Source organism: Pseudomaricurvus alkylphenolicus, assembly GCF_011683955.1.
Classification (GTDB): domain Bacteria; phylum Pseudomonadota; class Gammaproteobacteria; order Pseudomonadales; family Cellvibrionaceae; genus Pseudomaricurvus; species Pseudomaricurvus alkylphenolicus.
Window position 1 is genome coordinate 1,191,295 of the sequence record NZ_JAAQPI010000001.1, and the last position, 16,358, is coordinate 1,207,652.

The window sequence follows — 16,358 nt, forward strand, 5'->3', positions numbered from 1 at the left end:
TACAAAAAGGTATCAAGCATGAGTCAAGAAATTCTGTTGCCAAAAATCGGTTTCTCCATGGATCGCGCCAAGTTTGTTGAATGGCTGGTTGATAACGGATCCGAGGTTAAAGAAGGTGAGCCTCTGTTTGCCATTGAGAGTGAAAAGGCGGTTGAAGAAGTGCCGGCGGCCACTTCCGGCGTGGTCAAGCACGTGGCGGTACCGGACGAAGAGTACGACGTGGGCGCGGTTCTGGGTACCATCGAATGAGCGATCCCAACGACTTGAATCTGGCGCCCTGGCCCAAGGACGACTTCGCTGCCTACGGCGAAGTCGATGTCCAGCCCATCCCGCGAATTCAACAACTGGTGGGCAGCTTTCTGGGCCGCAATTGGGTGCGTATTCCCCACGTGTTTCATCAGGACGATGCCGACATTACCGGGCTGGATGAATTGCGCAAGACAGTCAATCGCGACAATCCGGAAACCAAACTGACACCACTGCCGTTCTTTATCAAGGCAATGGTGGAGACCCTGAAAGCCTATCCGCAGTTTAATGCCTCTCTCGACGGTGACGGCAATATCGTCTACAAGAAGTACTTTCATGTGGGTGTTGCCGTGGATACACCGGGCGGTTTGCTGGTGCCGGTGATTCGCGACTGTGACAAAAAATCGATCCACGAAATTGCCGCAGAAGTGGCGGCGATTTCTGAAAAAGCCCGTACTAAGGGCCTGAGCACGGCGGAGATGGCCGGTGGTTGCATGACCATCAGTTCACTGGGGCATATTGGCGGTACCGGTTTTACGCCGATTATCAATGCGCCTCAGGTAGCGATTCTGGGCATCACCAAGGCCGAATGGAAACCCGTCGTCAGAGACGGCGAGGTGGTGACGGAATATCGGGTGCCGCTATCGTTGAGTTATGATCATCGGGTCATTAATGGTGTGGATGCGGCTAAGTTCTGCGTAAAAGTCGCGGAAGTATTGGCTCAGCCGCAGTTGTTGCTCGACTGAAGCAAATCGCAAGACCTGGTGTCTTTTCAGGCTGGTCACTTTCATTGTGACCAGTCTTTTTCTCCTACCAAAAAGTTGTAATCCCTCAAAACCCCCCTCTCCAAAGCTATTCACCTGTAGCAACGGGCTCCGACCGCGACTGGATTTCTCCGTACAAAATTAAGTACTCAGAGTTAAGGCCCATTGGGGCGTGAGTCACTTCAATCGAGGTTATTTGTGATTCGGTGCGAACCAAGTCGCGGTCGGAGCCCGCTGCTACAAGGGCTAAGATTTTCAAATTGTTACCACTCCAACCTCTGAACAGACTCCGTCCCTATTTTTGCCATCAAGACCTTGTTCAAAAGTGTACCATGGTACAAAATATTGAATCTATGAGTATTGTTTGCTAGATTACTAATGTGGTTTGCAGGGTTGCTAAACTGAAAGCCGGCCACACACAATAATCAGGAGAGAAAAGATGAAAAGACATATTATGACCGGACTGGCAGCGGCAATCGCCAGCTCCGCGGTACAAGCCGACGGCTTCGCAATCGAGGAAATTATCGTGACTGCACAAAAGCGTGCTCAAAGCGTTCAGGACGTGCCGATTGCGATTAACGCTTTTTCCGAAGATACGCTGAAAGAGCGAGGCATAATAGACACGGCGGATCTCGCTGCCCAGACGCCAAGTCTGCAATATGGCGAATCCGCTGGCGCCACGCAACTGAGTATTCGAGGTGTGGGCTTCGGGCTGTTTACCGGCGCCGGTGAAAATTCCGTGGCCGTACATACCGATGGTCTCTACATTGCCAACCCCGGTGCCATCGGCTTGCTGCACAGCGATTTTGCAGCGGTCGAGGTACTCAAAGGCCCCCAGGGAACGCTCTGGGGTCGCAATGCCACGGCCGGCGTTATTAACTTTATTACCGCCGGCCCTGCTGAGGAAGTCAGCGGTTCCGTCACTGCCGGATACGGGCGTTACAACCAATCCGAGCTGACACTGGACCTCAGTGTTCCCGTCAGTGATACAGTAAGAACACGGCTTATGGTCAGAACCACTCAGCGCGACGGTTTCGTTGATGCGCCCAATTTGGACGACGATCTATTGGGTTACGACAAAGTCAGCGCCCGCCTGTCGGTGGACTGGGATCTCAGTGACACTTTGACAAGCCAGTGGCGTTTGTTTAACGCCAAACAGGATCTGGACGGCCCGTTCTTCGATCCCATTGACGATCGTATGCTGGATGACCCCCGCAATGCAGCGCTTTTTACCGGTTCCTATGCCACGGATCCCTGGAAGACGTTAATTACGGAAGAGTCGGAGCAGGAAGACACACTATCAGGTGGATCAGTTCGTTTTGACTATGAGATCAACGATTCCATGACTCTGGCATCCATCACCGGCTATGTCAATTTCGAACGTGATCAACTGGCTAACGATACCGACGGTACCCGTGTGGACTGGGTCTGGGTGGATCGTCCCTCCAGCGATAAAACGCTGTCTCAGGAATTTAATCTGGCGGGCAAGATGGATAGCTGGGACTGGTTGATCGGTGCGTATATGCTGCGCCAGGATATCAACGTCGAACAGTCGGCGGCCGTTCCCTTTCTCTCCGCCAGCGGTAGCTTTCAGGCGAATCTGGTGGGTGTGCCGGTGGCGGAAAATACCTATGCGGTTCTGAACAATTTTCATCTCGATTTTAACGAGGAAATCGAAAGCCTGGCTGTGTTTACTGATGTGACGAAAGAAGTTAATGACACATTGAGGGTCTTCGGTGGGCTACGCTGGATGCAGGAAGAGCGACAACTGAGGTTTACAGACACCTATACCAGCCATCTATGGTTTGGCGCAGAGGCGCCTTTTGTCAATACCGGGCAGAGTGTGACCATCACTGCCTGTGATAACTTACAGGCGCAACAGGAGGTGACAGAAGTAACGGGTCGATTGGGTGTACAGTGGGACGTCAGTGCAGACACCATGACCTACGCACAGCTTTCCAATGGTTTCAAAAGTGGTGGCCACAGCACCTCGGTCTGTAACGACGACTTCGAACCTGAAAATCTCGATGCGCTCGAAGTGGGACTAAAATCCACTCTTTGGGAAGGGCGTGCGCAATTAAACGCAGCGATATTCGCCTACGATTACACCAACTTCCAGGTTGAGGAAGTGATCGGCAATGGCGCACAGGTCAATAATGCGGACGCTCGTATCCTAGGGGCGGAGATGGATTTTCAGGTCGCTTTTTCAGAAGCCTGGGAAGTTAACGGTGGCCTGACACTACTGGATACCGAGTACCGCCGATTCCGCAATGTGGACACCATCAATGATCCGACATTCTCGGAGCAAAATCTTGAGGGCAATCCGCTGTTGCGTTCGCCTGAGTGGAGTGCCACCCTGGGAACTCAGTACACGCTTGATCTGACCTCGGGGGGCGTCATTGTACTGCGTGCCGACGCCAGCCTGAGTGGCGACTATCAACTGCGAGAGTTCGATCACGAATTGGACCAACAAGACAGCTACACATTGATTAACGCTTCCGCCAGCTTTACATCGGCCAACGAGGTCTGGCGGGTGGTAATATGGGCCAAAAATCTCACCGACGAGGCAGTCCTGTATGGCCTGATCAATGGCAATGTGGTGGGCGGCAGCCAGGGCTGGGCCTCAGGTACCTGGTCGGAGCCGAGAACTTATGGAGCCAAGATGGAGTACAGTTTTTAATACCGACTCCAGGAAATAGCTCCAGGCGATCATCCAAAGATGATATCTGGCGTAGGGTGGATTAGCGTAGCGTAATCCACCAATATTCCTGGTAAGTGCTACGTTCATGGTGGATTCCAAAAGTAGGCGCTCGCCTTAAGCGCCTACTGTTGGCTAGGCGACGGCTACGCTAATCCACCCTACAAAACTCCACCCTACGCCACAACGCGATTCCGCGCGGCGAATTTTTGCTGTGACCACTAAGCGGAATCGAAGGAAAGAATTTTTCGTGAGCTCTTTTTCAGCATCGGATCAACCTTCTTGTGCAGGGACTCTACAGCGACACCCCTGATCACAAGAAAACACGAAAAACAGGAATGCTCAATCAACAGTTCATCAGAAAACTGCCCCTGACTGTACTTGGCATGAACACTGAAGAGCTTGTCAGCCAGCTCTGTGGCGATCAGCTGCGGTGACGCCCAACTCACAAGCTCGCCATCCTCCTGCAACTGCTCAACAATGATCTGTAACTCCTGACTGATCCGCGAAAACAGCGCGTGGGTCATTGTCGATTCGTTGTCGGACTTGTAGTGCAGGCTGGTCAGGGTTTCCGTAAAACTGGGATGTTCAATGGTATTTTCCGCCATCAACGTCAACATGGCTTGCAGCTGTTTGAGGGGGGCGGCCGATCGATACTGGCGTTGTTCAAAATGGGAAGCGATGCGGCTGTCAAAATGCTCCACCAACGCCACTGAGATCAGACTGTCCTTGGTTCCAAAGCGATTATACAGGGTGGTGGGAGAGACGCCGCTGGCGGCGGCAACCTTGCGCATGGTCAGTTTTTCCGCGCCGACCTCTTGCAGCATCTGCTTGGTGATATCCAAAATCCGTGACAGACGATCGAGCTGCTTGTCAGAAAGGTAGCGAGAAGGGGCGATACTCATAGGTGGAACACTGTGACTGCGAAAGACTACAGTTTATACGATTGCCAGTGGCATTTACCAGTCGATGCCACTGGCAATCGGTACGCTACGCCGGAGAAGGCTCCACTCCCGGTGTGCCGTCTTCAGCACTTTGCGATTCTCGTTTTATGGCAATAACACCGTAGTAGGTCATGACCGAAATCCAGAGAAAAAAGATACCGACGGGGATATAAAACGCCAGCAGGCCATTCCAGGCGAAGGGGCCGGTCTTGAATATCAGGATAAATCCAGCGGGAATAAACAATACCGCGGCCCACAGGCAAAGAAAGGCGGTCCAGCGGGGAAAATCGGGCGTGGGGCGACGATCCTTCAAAATGGCCCAGGCCATGGCGCCAAGCCAAAAGGTAAACGGAGGCCAGGGCGCCAGGAAGAAGAACCAGCCCAGATCATTGAGCATACGCAAAATTTCCGGGTCCAGATCGTGTGCCCGGAACGCCGCAGCCGCCCAGAAGAGGCCACAGACTGCAATCACCACGGTGGCCACGGCACAGTTGATCAGCTGCGCGTAGGTCAGTATCGGCACACCTTGTTCAACCACTCTAAGGCGTGCGGCGATTACCGCTCCCCACAATGCGACCATAGACATACTGGTCATCAGGAAGAACATGCCGACGTTTATCTGCAGGGAACGACCCCGGTAGAGTTCGGCAATCTGTTCGGCTGTCAGGCTGGGCGCTGGTGGTGGCAGAAACCCGGCCAAAACAATGTAGCCGATAACAAATAACCCCATAAGAACGGGTGCAGAAAGCAACGCCGCCATTTGCGGAGTGTTACCACCGTCTTTTGTTTTCATTATCATGTTGATTCCTTTTCCTTGTTTCTGGACAAATACTGGTTACGCAATCTGCCCAACGGAATTGCCGAGCTGCGGCTCATCCTGTGTTCGCTCGGCCGGAAGCTGATACATCAGCCACACATTCATCAGTGCCCAGGCAACGGTAACGGCCACAAAGGTCAGATAAACGGTCGAGCTGAAGAAGTCTGAAACGTGGGAAAACGCATAGGAGAGCGCCAGGATCATCGGAATGGTCGATAACTCCATAACGGCCGATTGCCCTTTGCGGGACTGCCGTCTTGCCATCAATCCGGTGTGAAGGGGTACTGACCAGACGGCGGTGATCGCGAAAGTAATAAAGAACAGTTCATCTTGCATGACTGTCTTGAATAAAAACCAGATGGCACCTATGCCGGCCGTGGCCAGTAATACCAGTGCGGTAAAGCGCGTTTGGCTGAAGGCGTGAAAGAAGTCCTTGCGGCCCCATTTGATGACGTGATAGATGTAGAGCGCCTCAAACACCACCGAAGCGGCCAGGGCGTACCACCACATCTTGACCCACCAGTGATCATAAACATTAAACCATTTGTCGTATTCCAGAACGAACGAGAGATCGTGCCAGAAAAACACGGCGATACCGATAAACGGTACCACATAGACCTGATCTCGTTGGGCCACGCGCCAGGCGGCAATCCAATAAATAAATACCGCAATGACTACGATCAGCAATGCGATAAAAATGGGCGTGGTGTTGGTGTCAATGGCCGCCAGGGCGGCTAGGGGTTCGTACATGGTGTCACCTGTCATAAGGCTGAATTGGTTACCATGATTACTATATGCTAAATGGTTTTAGTGTTCAAGAAGTTGTACCGTGTTACACTTTATGAGCGACGACGTTCCAAATTGAAAGCCTTTGGCGGTTCTGCCCAGTGTCTGATCGAATATCAGATCAATGCACGGAGTGTCATATTCAGTGCTTGGCTACCAGCCATTCATCCAGCTGGGCTTCTGTAATCCCCAAGCCCACAATGGCGCCTGAATGCAGGGTTTCCAAGTCCGCCATCGTCATTGCGGTAAACTTATCAACATTGTCTATCTGGTTTGCCTGGCAAAATGCTTCAATTGCTGACTCCGCCTGTTTGCCATGCAGGTTTTTTCTTACCACCAGGCCCATGGCGCTCTTTCTCTGTTGTCGGTACTGGATCCGGAACGCGTCGATTTCACCCAGCGAACGCTTTACCACCGTGTATTGTTGGCACGACCGTGAATAGGCCCAACAAAATAGATCGAGCATTGGACCAATGTCATTCATCTCGTAAACGGACAATGTTGCTGCCGTGTAGTCCTCTTGCGATACATCGGTAAAGCTCAAGGGGCACAGATTGTGTTTTATGAAGGGGATGTTGCAGCTCAAACGAGAGGTTCTCTTATTCACATCTTCAAAGGCCTGCAAGTAAGACAGCTGAACGAGCAGAAAGAAGCTCTGCTCGAACGGATCTTCGATTTTTCGGGCTTTACGCAAAATCAGCTCGAACAGTTCGCGGAGCAAATGCGGGTTATCCAGTGGAAGGTATGCGGATTCTCCAATACGCACTGAAATGGTTCGAATGTTACCGCAAGACTGGGGGTTGGCCAGCAGATCCTGGGCGAGCAGATGATGAAGGTTGCGGATGACCCAGCTGTTTGGCTCAATGTCCTGAGCATTTTCGATCAGGAACAAAATCGCTTCCTTGTGATTCATGATCATCACCGACTCTTCGTGAATCTTGCCAACGGCGGATATCCCTTTTTCGACCAACTTTTGAGTATCGAGTCGGGAATAGGTATTTCCTTCCAAGCGGCTGGAATTATAGGAAAGGTCAATTAGCAGTCGTTGGCAAATGTGCTTGGCGTAGGTGCCCGCTGCCAACTGCCGGTCATAGCGTTTGCCCTCCTGGTGTAGGATATTTCGCCTATCCTTTGGGACATAAAATGTCTTATTGGGGATATAGTTTTCCAGAAATTCCTGTTTATAGGACACGTTTTTTCGGGAATATACCGGAGTATCCAAGAATTTGAGAACTTTCTGGTTGTTGGGACTAAAAATAGGCCGCTTTTTGTCCTTTAAATGGGCAGGGGACGGCTCCTTCACACCCGGTTTAGGATAGTATTTGGAGGCCTTGCGCTCACCTACCCGTATGATCTCATTTTCCTCCACAAGCTTTGCAAGCCGACGTTGTAACGTTTTGATATTTATAGGGAAATCAAGCAGTTCGTGGACTTCTCCACGGGACATTCCCTCTGGATGGTTTTCCAGAATGGATAGAATCTGTTCGATCTGATGCTGGTTGCCCTTGATCATTTTGCGCCTCCGATGCCTCAGAAAGAACCATATTCCTTTTTTGGGACAGCTTCAACATTTTTATGGGGCATTTTGGTGTTTATGGGACTTTTTTGTGTCCCAAAAGGTTGTGATCCTAGCAGGTCCGCTGAAAAATTCAGACAGTTGTAATTGGTTATTCTCGTTACTAACGGCTTAGTTGAGAACGGCCTGATTACGTCGATTTGCCTCTCCGTCGTACAATCCCAGAATTTCTTCCAGCTTCTTGCTGATCTTCACACAGTTACGGATCATCTCAATCTTGGGCCAGGTACACACCTCTCCCTCCCGGATCAGAAATTCCAGCTCTTTCTGGTTCAACTGCTTGGCCAATTTCCTGGGATCAAAAAATCGAAAGCTGGGAAAGATATTAATATCCCCTGTGTACTGCTGGTTGACAATAGAGTTGACCTGACTGGCCATGGTGTGAAGCTTTGGAAAGGGCTTGAGGTATTTTTTACTGAGCTTGTAGCTGTGTCGCAGACTTTCCCTGGCCAACCCGAAATAGAAGCGTTTGGCCGAGGTCATCAGCGTATCTTCACTCTTGGGGTCGGACAAGGACCAGAGCACCAATGGGTTGGCCTGGCTGACGATAAAGTGATTCACTCCGTAAAGTCGCGACAGACGTTTGGCTGGCAGATCTGCGGCAACGGAACCGTCAATCCAGCGCCGGGACGGGAGGTAGGCCACCCGTTCACCACTGGCATCTTTGGCTTCCAACATCACCGGCGGCATGGCGCCGGGTACCGCGCAGGAGGCTCGCACCGCTGAGCGAACCAACACATTGGGTGATGTGATTGCATTGAGGAGCCGCGATGTCTGATGTTCCTCCGCCGGAGAGATCGAGATATTGATGGCGTGCCCCGTCAGTTGATAGGCTTCCTGAAAGGTGAGATCGCGCACAAAATGATTGTGCATGGCTTCGATATAGGGGCCATCCATACGACCGTCTTTGCCCGCCAGAAACCAGCTCAACAGACTCGGCTTGGACTCGCTTTTGATGTCGATATTTTCAGCGCGAAAAAAGTGCTTGAGCTCGTCGTCCGTATGGGTGCCCACTGCCGCGGCGATCATGGCGCCGGCGCTGGAGCCGGAAATAACCCGCGGCAGCAATTCGTTTTCTGCCAGCGCCTTGACCACGCCCATATGAAATAACCCCAGGGTGCCGGCGCCGCTGAGCATCAGTGCGGAGTGGCCATAGCAGTGACTGGCGCGCTGGAAGAAATCGATTTTCTCGTCGAAACTGATGTCACTGCAGGCGGGGGAAGCCAGGCGATCCAGGGCCTGCCAGATCTCCTCCAGGTAGTCGCCGATCAATGCCTTGGTGCCAAAGCGGGCCCTTTGGTATAAACCGGGCTTGCCCATGCCGCCCATATTGCCGTGGATGCCTTGGTTTAATGTGAACAGCAAACCCTGGTGATCACCGCGGCCGTTTAGCTGGCGCAGGCGTTCAAGCCTGAGGCGGATTTCCTCGTGATCATATAGGGGCGAATGATCGGTCTGCTTCCAGCGCTCATTGCCGGAAATGACATCGTGGTCTCTGGCAGCGCCGGACCACTCGTCATAGTTGGCGGCCAGCAACATGCGCTTTTCCAGGGCTGCCAGCTGGCGGGGTTTCCGCTTCAACATGATGTGACCCAAACCTCAGGTGTTTTTCTAGGGCTACAGCTGCAATCCGCCATCGACCGCGAGACTTTGCCCGGTGATGTATTTCGCCTGCCGCGAGCAAAGGAACAGAGCCGCGTTGGCAATGTCTTCACCCTCGCCAAAACTCTGCAGGGGAATGGTGGTCTTGCGAATATGGTCGCGGGTTTTTTCATCGAGTTTTTCTTCCAGCCCCTGTTTGCCAAGACCGGCGTTGATCCAGCCGGGACCCACACAATTGGCGCGAATACCAAAGCGGCCGGATTCTTTCGCGACTCCGCGAACCAGCATTTCGATAGCGGCCTTGGGCGCTGCGGACATAATGTCCTTAACCGGGACGCGCTCAACTGCTGCCGTTATCACCGCGATCAGGTTGCCGCCGTCGGTGTTGGTCTTGAAGGCATCCACTGCGGATTGGATAAAGTAGAAGGCACCGTTGACATCGGTGTTGACGACTTGTTGCCAATCCTGGTTGGGAATCTGGCCGATAAAATTAAAGTCAAAGTGTGGGCCCGATGCGTAAACCGCGTGACGAATGGGGCCGAACTGTTCACGAACCTGTTGAAACAGGCTTGTAACGGCTTGCGGTGATGACAGATCGACGCGTCGGTAGTCGCAGGCACCACCCTCATTGCGGATTTCATCGCAAAGCGTCTGGGCTTTGGTTTCATTGCTGTAGTAGGTAAAAACCACCGGGATACCAGCGCGGGCGAATGTACGGCAAATATCCGAACCTATGCCACCGCTGCCGCCTGCCACCAGCACGACACCAGTCTCAAAATTCAATTCGTGGCTCATAAAGAGTCTCCCATAGAGTGTGTGATCAGAGTTTCTGAAACAATTTGTCCTGCAGAGCGTCAGGTGCCAGGGTGGCAAAGCCAGATAAAAGCTTGGGCGCCAGCCCCACCGGGTAACGGGCTTTGGGTCGCCTGGCATCGAAGGCCTTTATGATGACCTCTGCAACCTGCTCGGCGCTGACACCCTGTTGGTACCCCAGCGTCATCAGCTTTTTGTGACTCTCGTATTGACGACGGTAGCGCTGCGCATCATCGCTGGCGTTATTCTCCAAAACGGTATCGATATCCTGAAGATGGTTGTCCATCATCGGTGTCTTGATGGAGCCGGGTTTTATCAATGACACCTCAATCCCGTCTTCGTCCAGCTCGCGCCGCAGCGCATCACAGATAGCATCCAGAGCAAACTTGGTGGCACTGTAGGCGCCGAGCAGAGGCAAAACCACATCACTGCCGGTGGAGCCGACCATAATGATTTTGCCGGGACGGTCGAAACGGCTTTTGCTGCATTGGCGCAATAGGGGCAGGGCCAACTGTACCGTGGTCAGTGCACTGAAGACGTTAATCTGAAATATCTGCTTGAGATCTTCGCCCGTCATTTGCTCCAGTGGTACCGGGCGGGTGATGGCGGCACAGTTGATCAGCCCATCCAGTCGTTGAACAGCAAGATTCTCCAGTGTCTCAAAGGCGAGTTCCATACTATGCTGACTGGATAAATTCATCGGCACAGCGTAGGAGCACAGTTTCTCCGTTTCCAGTTGCCACTTTTGTTCCTGGCTGCGACAGGTCGCAATTACCCGATGGCCGCGATCACTCAACAGTCGGCAGGTGGCCTGGCCAACGCCGCCCGTAGCGCCGATGACCAAGATGGTTTTTCGCATGGTGGTGTATCCGGCTTAGTGAGTTTCCAGTGTGTTATCGGTGTCAACGACAGGTCTGGGTTCTGACTTCGACTTCGATTCGGGTTTGGCTTCAGATTTTTCAGCTGACTGCGGTTCGCTCTCGTTCACAGAGTCCAAAGCCATTTGGGTGGCGGTTTTCAATTCTTCAAAAGTATCGATCACGCAGGATCGATAAAATTGGGGGTCCGGCATCATGGCGCGGCAGGCCTGGAAAGACACGGTCGCGGTACCGCAATAGCTGCTGACGGCGTGGAAGATCCCCATGCCATCGAGTACCACACCGATGTTACACATCCCCTCCAGTTTGGCGCCCGCCATGTACAGTGGCTTTTGAGAGCCCGGCACATTGGTCACGATGGTGTTCACCAGCGGAGACTCACTGACCAGAACATGATGCAGCGAGCGGGAGGCCATGTTGACCAATAACGCGGGCATGGAGCGGCTGACTTCCAGCATAATATCGGCGCCCAGGGCATCCTGGTAAGCTTTAGTCTCCTGAGCGGCCTGATGGATACTGAGCAGGCGCTCCAGTGGGTCGTCCACCAGGTTTTCCAGGCTTACCTTGGATACGGACACCAGGTTATTGGCATCCTGCTCGGTCACGTTATTGAGAAACGGCCGCACATTGATGGGCATGCCAGCGGTTAATTGCGCCGGTGGTTCTCCTTTGGCATTCAAATACTTGCTCATGGCACCGGAGACAATGGCCAGCATCACATCGTTAATGGTGACACCTGCAACGGCATTCTTGACCGCTTTCAGTTCATCCAGCGGGAAGATTGCGGCATCCATGACGAGATGCCCGGAAACCCGGTCGTTAAAACGGGTATGGTCCGACTTGGATACCGGCGAAAACAGCCCTTGTTTTCGGCCTTTACGAATTCGGGAAATCGCCGGTGGCAGTTTGCGAGCCAGGTTGTAAAAGCGGAACGGCTGTTTGGCCATATTGGTGGCGGCGCGGGTGAGCATGGTCAGGTTGTCCACGACAGAGGGGCCCGTGCCCGCTTCCGTCTCACCGTCGTCAACATTCTGTGCTGGCGTGGGCACAGCGTCGTGAATCGCTGAAATCAAATCGTTACCGGCAATGCCGTCGATGGCGGCATGGTGTAACTTCACGTACATGGCAAAGCCACCCTTGGGAATGGTTTTGACATTGTCCAGCCCCTCGATGACGTAGACCTCCCACAATGGGCGGTTCAGGTCCAGGGGGCGGGAGTGAATTCGGGCGACCTGAATACAGAGTTGGCGCCAGTCACCGGGTTTGGGCAGGGCGATATGACGTACGTGGTATTCGATATCGAAGTTATCGTCTTCTACCCAATAAGGGTCATCCAACCCAAAGGGGACTTGCTGGACCTTTTTGCGCAGCAGGCTTTCCTTGGTAATGCGGTCACGAAAGGTGGCCAGAATCTCCTTAAAGCGCACGAACTGATTGCTGGCTGTGGACACATCGTAAAAAAGAAGGGTGCCCACCTGAAATCGGTTTTTATTGCGTTCAAGGTGAATAAAACTTGCATCAATACCGCGTAACTGCTCCATGGCCTGGCCTTAAATTGCTTCGGAATGTGTGAGCAAATTTAATACGCTAGATAACTATCAGTCAACTGTCTAATATGGCCAGTCGAAACCGGCTATTTGGCCAGGGGGCGTCAGGCCAGGGCTCCACCGTCGACCACCAGACTGGTGCCGGTGGTGTGTCGGGCCTCATCACTGGCCAGGTACAGTGCTGCATTGGCCATATCCAATGGTGTTGCCATGCGGCCCAGTGGAATGCCGGCACAAAGCTGTTCGATAACCGCATCGGAGGCACTGGCCATCATCGGGGTTTCGGTGAGGCCGGGGTGCAGGGAGTTGCAGCGAATGTTATAGCGGTTTTTGGCGCAGTGCAGAGCCAGTGTGCGAGTCAAATTCCAAACGCCCGCTTTTGAGGCACCGTAGGCAGGACCGACCAGGCTGCCTTTGAGAGCGCCTATGGAAGATACATTGACAATGGCCCCGCCGTCGCGCTGCATATGTTTGATGGCGTATTTACAGCCGAGAAAGGTACCGTCGAGATTGATGTGAATGACGTGACGCCAGCTGTCCAGAGCGGTATCTTCGATCGTGCCTTGGGCGGCAATTCCCGCGTTATTGATCAGTATATTAACAGCTCCAAACTGTTCCTCTGCCAAACGAAATGCTTCGCTCCACTGGGATTCCCGGGTCACGTCGAGTCCAATGTACCCCGCAGTGCATCCCTCCGAGATCAAAGCCTCTGCATTTTCCCGGATCCCGGCTTTATCAATATCCGCCAGCAGTACTGCAGCGCCTTCTTCGGCAAAACGTTTGGCCGTGGCCAGGCCTATGCCTCCGGCCGCGCCTGTTACTATGGCAACCTTGTCCGCTAATCGCTGCATGGCACAGTTCCTGTTGGTTTTGTTGGAGTTGGGTTATAGACCGCCTCGCCATTAATCTGATGTTGCAATTGACCGCTGATGGGCTTGCGATTAAACAGGTGCACCGCATGTCGCCAGGCTGAAAGGGCTGCTTGCGGTCGGCGTGGCAGTTCAGCAAGCCAGCGTACCACCGCCTTTTCGGCAAGGGCGGCTTCGGGGAGAAAGTCCATCAGCATATGCACATGGGGCATACCTTGCCAAATGTGCAGTTGAATATCGACACCGGCTTCCAAAGCCTTGTGGGTATACACTAGGCTGTCGTCACGCAAGGCCTCATCTCCGCCGACCACCAGCAATGTCGGTGGCAGTTGCTTGAGGTCGCCAAATACCGGCGAGGCAAGAGCGTCGCGTAAATGTTCACCCTGCAAATAATGTTGCTGGGGTGAGACCAGGGACTGGATGGGAAACATGGGGTCTCGCCAGCTGTGCATCATCCATGTAGCGCTGATTTGGCTAAAGTCGGTGATGGGCGACAGGGCAACAGCAGCGGAGGGCATGGGTAACTGTTTCTGCTTAATCATATTCAGCAGGCACAGCGTCAGATTGGCGCCGGCGGAGTCGCCCATTACCACGATTTGGTCCGGTGAATGGTTTCGTAACAGGTACTGGTAAGCTGCCAGGCAATCTTCAAGTGCTGCCGGAAACGGGTGATCGGGCGCGAGCCGATACCAGGGCAAAAATGCCGAGCGTCCGCTCAGATCGCACAGGCGTGACACCATCTGGGAGTGGGACTCCGGCAGGCGCATGATAAAGGCGCCACCGTGCAGGTAAAGAATCACTTTCTGGCGGTCACTATTGGCATGTTCAAGCCAGCGGCCATTGAGTGGATCGTTGATTTCCCGACGGGTGACGCCGGGGGCAAGCTTGCCTCGTTTGCGGGCATCGAGACGATCGTACTGGCGGCAAAAGTCTTGCAGGCTGCCGCTGGTGGGACGCAGGCGCATAAATACCCGCACCAGCGTATTGGTTAGCTTGGAGCGCAAACTGGCCATGGCCTCTACCCTGAGCAAGTAGCATCTGAAAAAAGTAATCTAGATAACAATAACCTGGATGTTTAAATAGATCAACAAGCAGTTACTATCAGGTCTTATATTTATAAAAAATACCAAACGGTTAGTTTTAAATTGATCCAGATCAAAACTCTGTTTGTGCACTGGGCGCATGCTAAAAACCACACGATCAACTCAACGCTGAGGTTCGGCTGAAAGGATCACCCCGGGATGCCGATCGACACTATGAGCACTATCAACGACACCTATAACGATTATCAAAAGGGTTTTGGCACTGAGGACTCACCCAACTGGCGTGAGCTGGCCGGCAAGGACGCCAGGCGTATTCCCGCCACACTGCTGGAAGAGAATTCCCCCAATCTTGGCTCGGCCAAGATTCCGCCCGGTCGTTACACCAGCCGCGATTATCACCGCGAGGAAGTGGAGAAAGTCTGGAAGCGCACCTGGCAGGTGGTCTGCAGAGAGGACGAGATCCCTAATCCCGGTGATCACTTCGTTTATGACGTTGCCGGTATGTCATTTTTGATTGTGCGTACTGAAGACAATGAATTCAAAGGCTATTGGAACGTATGCCTGCACCGCGGTCGCAAGCTGGTGGACAAAAGCGGTTGCGGTGCCAAGGGTTTTCGCTGTGCCTACCACGCTTGGTCCTGGGACCTGAAGGGCAACCTGGCATACTATCCCGGCAAGTGGGATTTTCCGGATGTGGAAGCGGAAAAATTCGGTTTGCGTGAAACCGCCATCGACACCTGGGGTGGTTTTATCTTTATCAACCCGGACGCCAATGCCAAGCCGCTGGCCAATCATATGGGCAGCATGCCCAAGCATTTCGAGTCCTGGCCACTGGAAAAACGCCATACACTCTGGCACGTGCAAAAGCGGATTAACGCCAACTGGAAGGTTGGCATCGAGGCCTTTCTGGAGGCTTACCACGTTGTGCAAACCCATCCGCAGGCCCTTTCTTCTGTGGCCGAGCACGGCACTCAATACGATGTTTGGGATGAGGGCGAAGCGGCCTTCAGTCGTCTGATTACCCCGACGGCGGTTCCCAGTGACCACTCCAAAGAGGGTACTCCCCTGGGCGCGATTGCCGATGTGTGGGCCCTGCTCAATGGGCTGCGTATGGACGAGGCCAACAGTTTGCCCGAAGACATCTACGACCGTGCAACACTGGCCGAATGGCGTCGCCACTCGCTGGGTGAAATGACCAAGGCCGACTACAGCGACGTGCCCGATGCCATGATGCTGGATTCGATTCAGTACTGGCTGTTCCCGAACTTCTGCCCGTGGTTTGGTGAAGGCCTGCCTTTGATCTATCAGTTCCGTCCCGACGCCGACGATCCGGACACTTGCTTTATGGATGTGTGGATGCTGGTGCGGTCACCGGATGAAGGGCCGGCACCGGTGGCACCGGAAGTGATCAGACTGGGGCCGGACGACAAGTTTGAACCTCACATTGGTGCCATGGGGCTGATCTTCGATCAGGATGATTTTAATATGCCCCAGGTACAGGAAGGCCTTAAGACCTGGCCGGGTGATCCCGATGGTGTGACTCTTGCGCGTTACCAGGAAATGCGGGTGCGCTTCCTGCACCAGATACTGACTCGGGTGATGTCCACGCCTTGACCCCAAGCCGTAGCAGCGCGGCTGATACAACGTGCCAAATTCCTTCGCCCTCAAGCGGGCTCCTACAAGGTTCCTATCTTCTGTAGGAGCGCGCTCCGAGCGCGATGAAGACGGCACTAACCCGGTTCAGGGCCGGTCGCCCTCGGAGCGGGCTGCTACAG

The 16,358-nt window shown here is 53.4% G+C and carries 14 protein-coding genes; 4 read left to right on the forward strand and 10 right to left on the reverse strand.

Annotation, left to right across the window (positions count from 1 at the left end):
- Positions 1 to 18 precede the first annotated feature (18 nt).
- From HBA55_RS04710 to HBA55_RS04720, 3 genes are all read left to right on the forward strand, one after another.
- Positions 19 to 249, forward strand: coding sequence for a biotin/lipoyl-containing protein (locus HBA55_RS04710; protein WP_166987758.1), 231 nt, complete (start codon positions 19 to 21; stop codon positions 247 to 249).
- On the forward strand, positions 246 to 992 hold the full coding sequence (locus tag HBA55_RS04715) for a 2-oxo acid dehydrogenase subunit E2 (protein WP_166987760.1): 747 nt from the start codon (positions 246 to 248) through the stop codon (positions 990 to 992). Before HBA55_RS04710 ends, HBA55_RS04715 begins: the two co-directional genes overlap by 4 nt.
- 457 nt (positions 993 to 1,449) lie before the next feature.
- On the forward strand, positions 1,450 to 3,690 hold the full coding sequence (locus HBA55_RS04720) for a TonB-dependent receptor (RefSeq protein ID WP_166987763.1): 2,241 nt from the start codon (positions 1,450 to 1,452) through the stop codon (positions 3,688 to 3,690).
- A gap of 239 nt (positions 3,691 to 3,929) precedes the next feature.
- On the opposite strand, the gene HBA55_RS04725 is transcribed toward HBA55_RS04720, so the two are convergent.
- The 10 genes from HBA55_RS04725 to HBA55_RS04770 all read right to left on the reverse strand — a co-directional run bounded on the left by HBA55_RS04725 (position 3,930) and on the right by HBA55_RS04770 (position 14,553).
- Positions 3,930 to 4,613 (reverse strand): TetR/AcrR family transcriptional regulator, encoded by a 684-nt coding sequence (locus HBA55_RS04725; RefSeq protein WP_166987766.1) that lies wholly within the window; start codon positions 4,611 to 4,613, stop codon positions 3,930 to 3,932.
- A gap of 85 nt (positions 4,614 to 4,698) precedes the next feature.
- The gene (locus tag HBA55_RS04730) at positions 4,699 to 5,451 is read right to left on the reverse strand and encodes a hypothetical protein (RefSeq protein ID WP_166987769.1); all 753 of its coding nucleotides are present in this window, start codon (positions 5,449 to 5,451) and stop codon (positions 4,699 to 4,701) included.
- A 36-nt stretch (positions 5,452 to 5,487) separates the two neighbouring features.
- Positions 5,488 to 6,219, reverse strand: coding sequence for a hypothetical protein (locus HBA55_RS04735; protein WP_166987772.1), 732 nt, complete (start codon positions 6,217 to 6,219; stop codon positions 5,488 to 5,490).
- A 178-nt stretch (positions 6,220 to 6,397) separates the two neighbouring features.
- Positions 6,398 to 7,768, reverse strand: coding sequence for a Fic family protein (locus tag HBA55_RS04740; protein ID WP_206019514.1), 1,371 nt, complete (start codon positions 7,766 to 7,768; stop codon positions 6,398 to 6,400).
- A gap of 174 nt (positions 7,769 to 7,942) precedes the next feature.
- Positions 7,943 to 9,415 carry a DUF3336 domain-containing protein gene (locus HBA55_RS04745; protein ID WP_166987775.1) on the reverse strand — a complete coding sequence of 491 codons (1,473 nt, stop codon included), beginning with the start codon at positions 9,413 to 9,415 and terminating at the stop codon, positions 7,943 to 7,945.
- Between the two features lie 33 nt (positions 9,416 to 9,448).
- The gene (locus HBA55_RS04750; protein ID WP_166987778.1) at positions 9,449 to 10,228 is read right to left on the reverse strand and encodes an SDR family NAD(P)-dependent oxidoreductase; all 780 of its coding nucleotides are present in this window, start codon (positions 10,226 to 10,228) and stop codon (positions 9,449 to 9,451) included.
- A 25-nt stretch (positions 10,229 to 10,253) separates the two neighbouring features.
- Positions 10,254 to 11,105, reverse strand: coding sequence for an SDR family NAD(P)-dependent oxidoreductase (locus HBA55_RS04755; RefSeq protein ID WP_166987781.1), 852 nt, complete (start codon positions 11,103 to 11,105; stop codon positions 10,254 to 10,256).
- Between the two features lie 15 nt (positions 11,106 to 11,120).
- The gene (locus HBA55_RS04760) at positions 11,121 to 12,665 is read right to left on the reverse strand and encodes a wax ester/triacylglycerol synthase family O-acyltransferase (RefSeq protein ID WP_166987784.1); all 1,545 of its coding nucleotides are present in this window, start codon (positions 12,663 to 12,665) and stop codon (positions 11,121 to 11,123) included.
- A gap of 110 nt (positions 12,666 to 12,775) precedes the next feature.
- A complete protein-coding gene (locus tag HBA55_RS04765) occupies positions 12,776 to 13,522 on the reverse strand; it encodes an SDR family NAD(P)-dependent oxidoreductase (protein ID WP_166987787.1) in 747 nt (248 codons plus the stop codon).
- A complete protein-coding gene (locus HBA55_RS04770; protein WP_166987790.1) occupies positions 13,510 to 14,553 on the reverse strand; it encodes an alpha/beta hydrolase in 1,044 nt (347 codons plus the stop codon). Before HBA55_RS04770 ends, HBA55_RS04765 begins: the two co-directional genes overlap by 13 nt.
- Before the next feature lie 228 nt (positions 14,554 to 14,781).
- Between HBA55_RS04770 and HBA55_RS04775 the strand changes: the two genes are divergently transcribed.
- A complete protein-coding gene (locus HBA55_RS04775) occupies positions 14,782 to 16,197 on the forward strand; it encodes an aromatic ring-hydroxylating oxygenase subunit alpha (protein ID WP_166987793.1) in 1,416 nt (471 codons plus the stop codon).
- Positions 16,198 to 16,358: the final 161 nt, after the last annotated feature.

What these genes read in the sequence shown, in the direction of transcription:
- HBA55_RS04760 (WP_166987784.1), bottom strand. Translation starts at nt 12,665, where the DNA reads ATGGAGCAGTTACGCGGTATTGATGCAAGTTTTATTCACCTTGAACGC.
- HBA55_RS04770 (WP_166987790.1), bottom strand. Translation starts at nt 14,553, where the DNA reads ATGGCCAGTTTGCGCTCCAAGCTAACCAATACGCTGGTGCGGGTATTT.
- HBA55_RS04735 (WP_166987772.1), bottom strand. Translation starts at nt 6,219, where the DNA reads ATGTACGAACCCCTAGCCGCCCTGGCGGCCATTGACACCAACACCACG.
- HBA55_RS04775 (WP_166987793.1), top strand. Translation starts at nt 14,782, where the DNA reads ATGCCGATCGACACTATGAGCACTATCAACGACACCTATAACGATTAT.
- HBA55_RS04730 (WP_166987769.1), bottom strand. Translation starts at nt 5,451, where the DNA reads ATGATAATGAAAACAAAAGACGGTGGTAACACTCCGCAAATGGCGGCG.
- HBA55_RS04745 (WP_166987775.1), bottom strand. Translation starts at nt 9,415, where the DNA reads ATGTTGAAGCGGAAACCCCGCCAGCTGGCAGCCCTGGAAAAGCGCATG.
- HBA55_RS04715 (WP_166987760.1), top strand. Translation starts at nt 246, where the DNA reads ATGAGCGATCCCAACGACTTGAATCTGGCGCCCTGGCCCAAGGACGAC.
- HBA55_RS04755 (WP_166987781.1), bottom strand. Translation starts at nt 11,105, where the DNA reads ATGCGAAAAACCATCTTGGTCATCGGCGCTACGGGCGGCGTTGGCCAG.
- HBA55_RS04725 (WP_166987766.1), bottom strand. Translation starts at nt 4,613, where the DNA reads ATGAGTATCGCCCCTTCTCGCTACCTTTCTGACAAGCAGCTCGATCGT.
- HBA55_RS04750 (WP_166987778.1), bottom strand. Translation starts at nt 10,228, where the DNA reads ATGAGCCACGAATTGAATTTTGAGACTGGTGTCGTGCTGGTGGCAGGC.
- HBA55_RS04710 (WP_166987758.1), top strand. Translation starts at nt 19, where the DNA reads ATGAGTCAAGAAATTCTGTTGCCAAAAATCGGTTTCTCCATGGATCGC.
- HBA55_RS04740 (WP_206019514.1), bottom strand. Translation starts at nt 7,768, where the DNA reads ATGATCAAGGGCAACCAGCATCAGATCGAACAGATTCTATCCATTCTG.
- HBA55_RS04720 (WP_166987763.1), top strand. Translation starts at nt 1,450, where the DNA reads ATGAAAAGACATATTATGACCGGACTGGCAGCGGCAATCGCCAGCTCC.
- HBA55_RS04765 (WP_166987787.1), bottom strand. Translation starts at nt 13,522, where the DNA reads ATGCAGCGATTAGCGGACAAGGTTGCCATAGTAACAGGCGCGGCCGGA.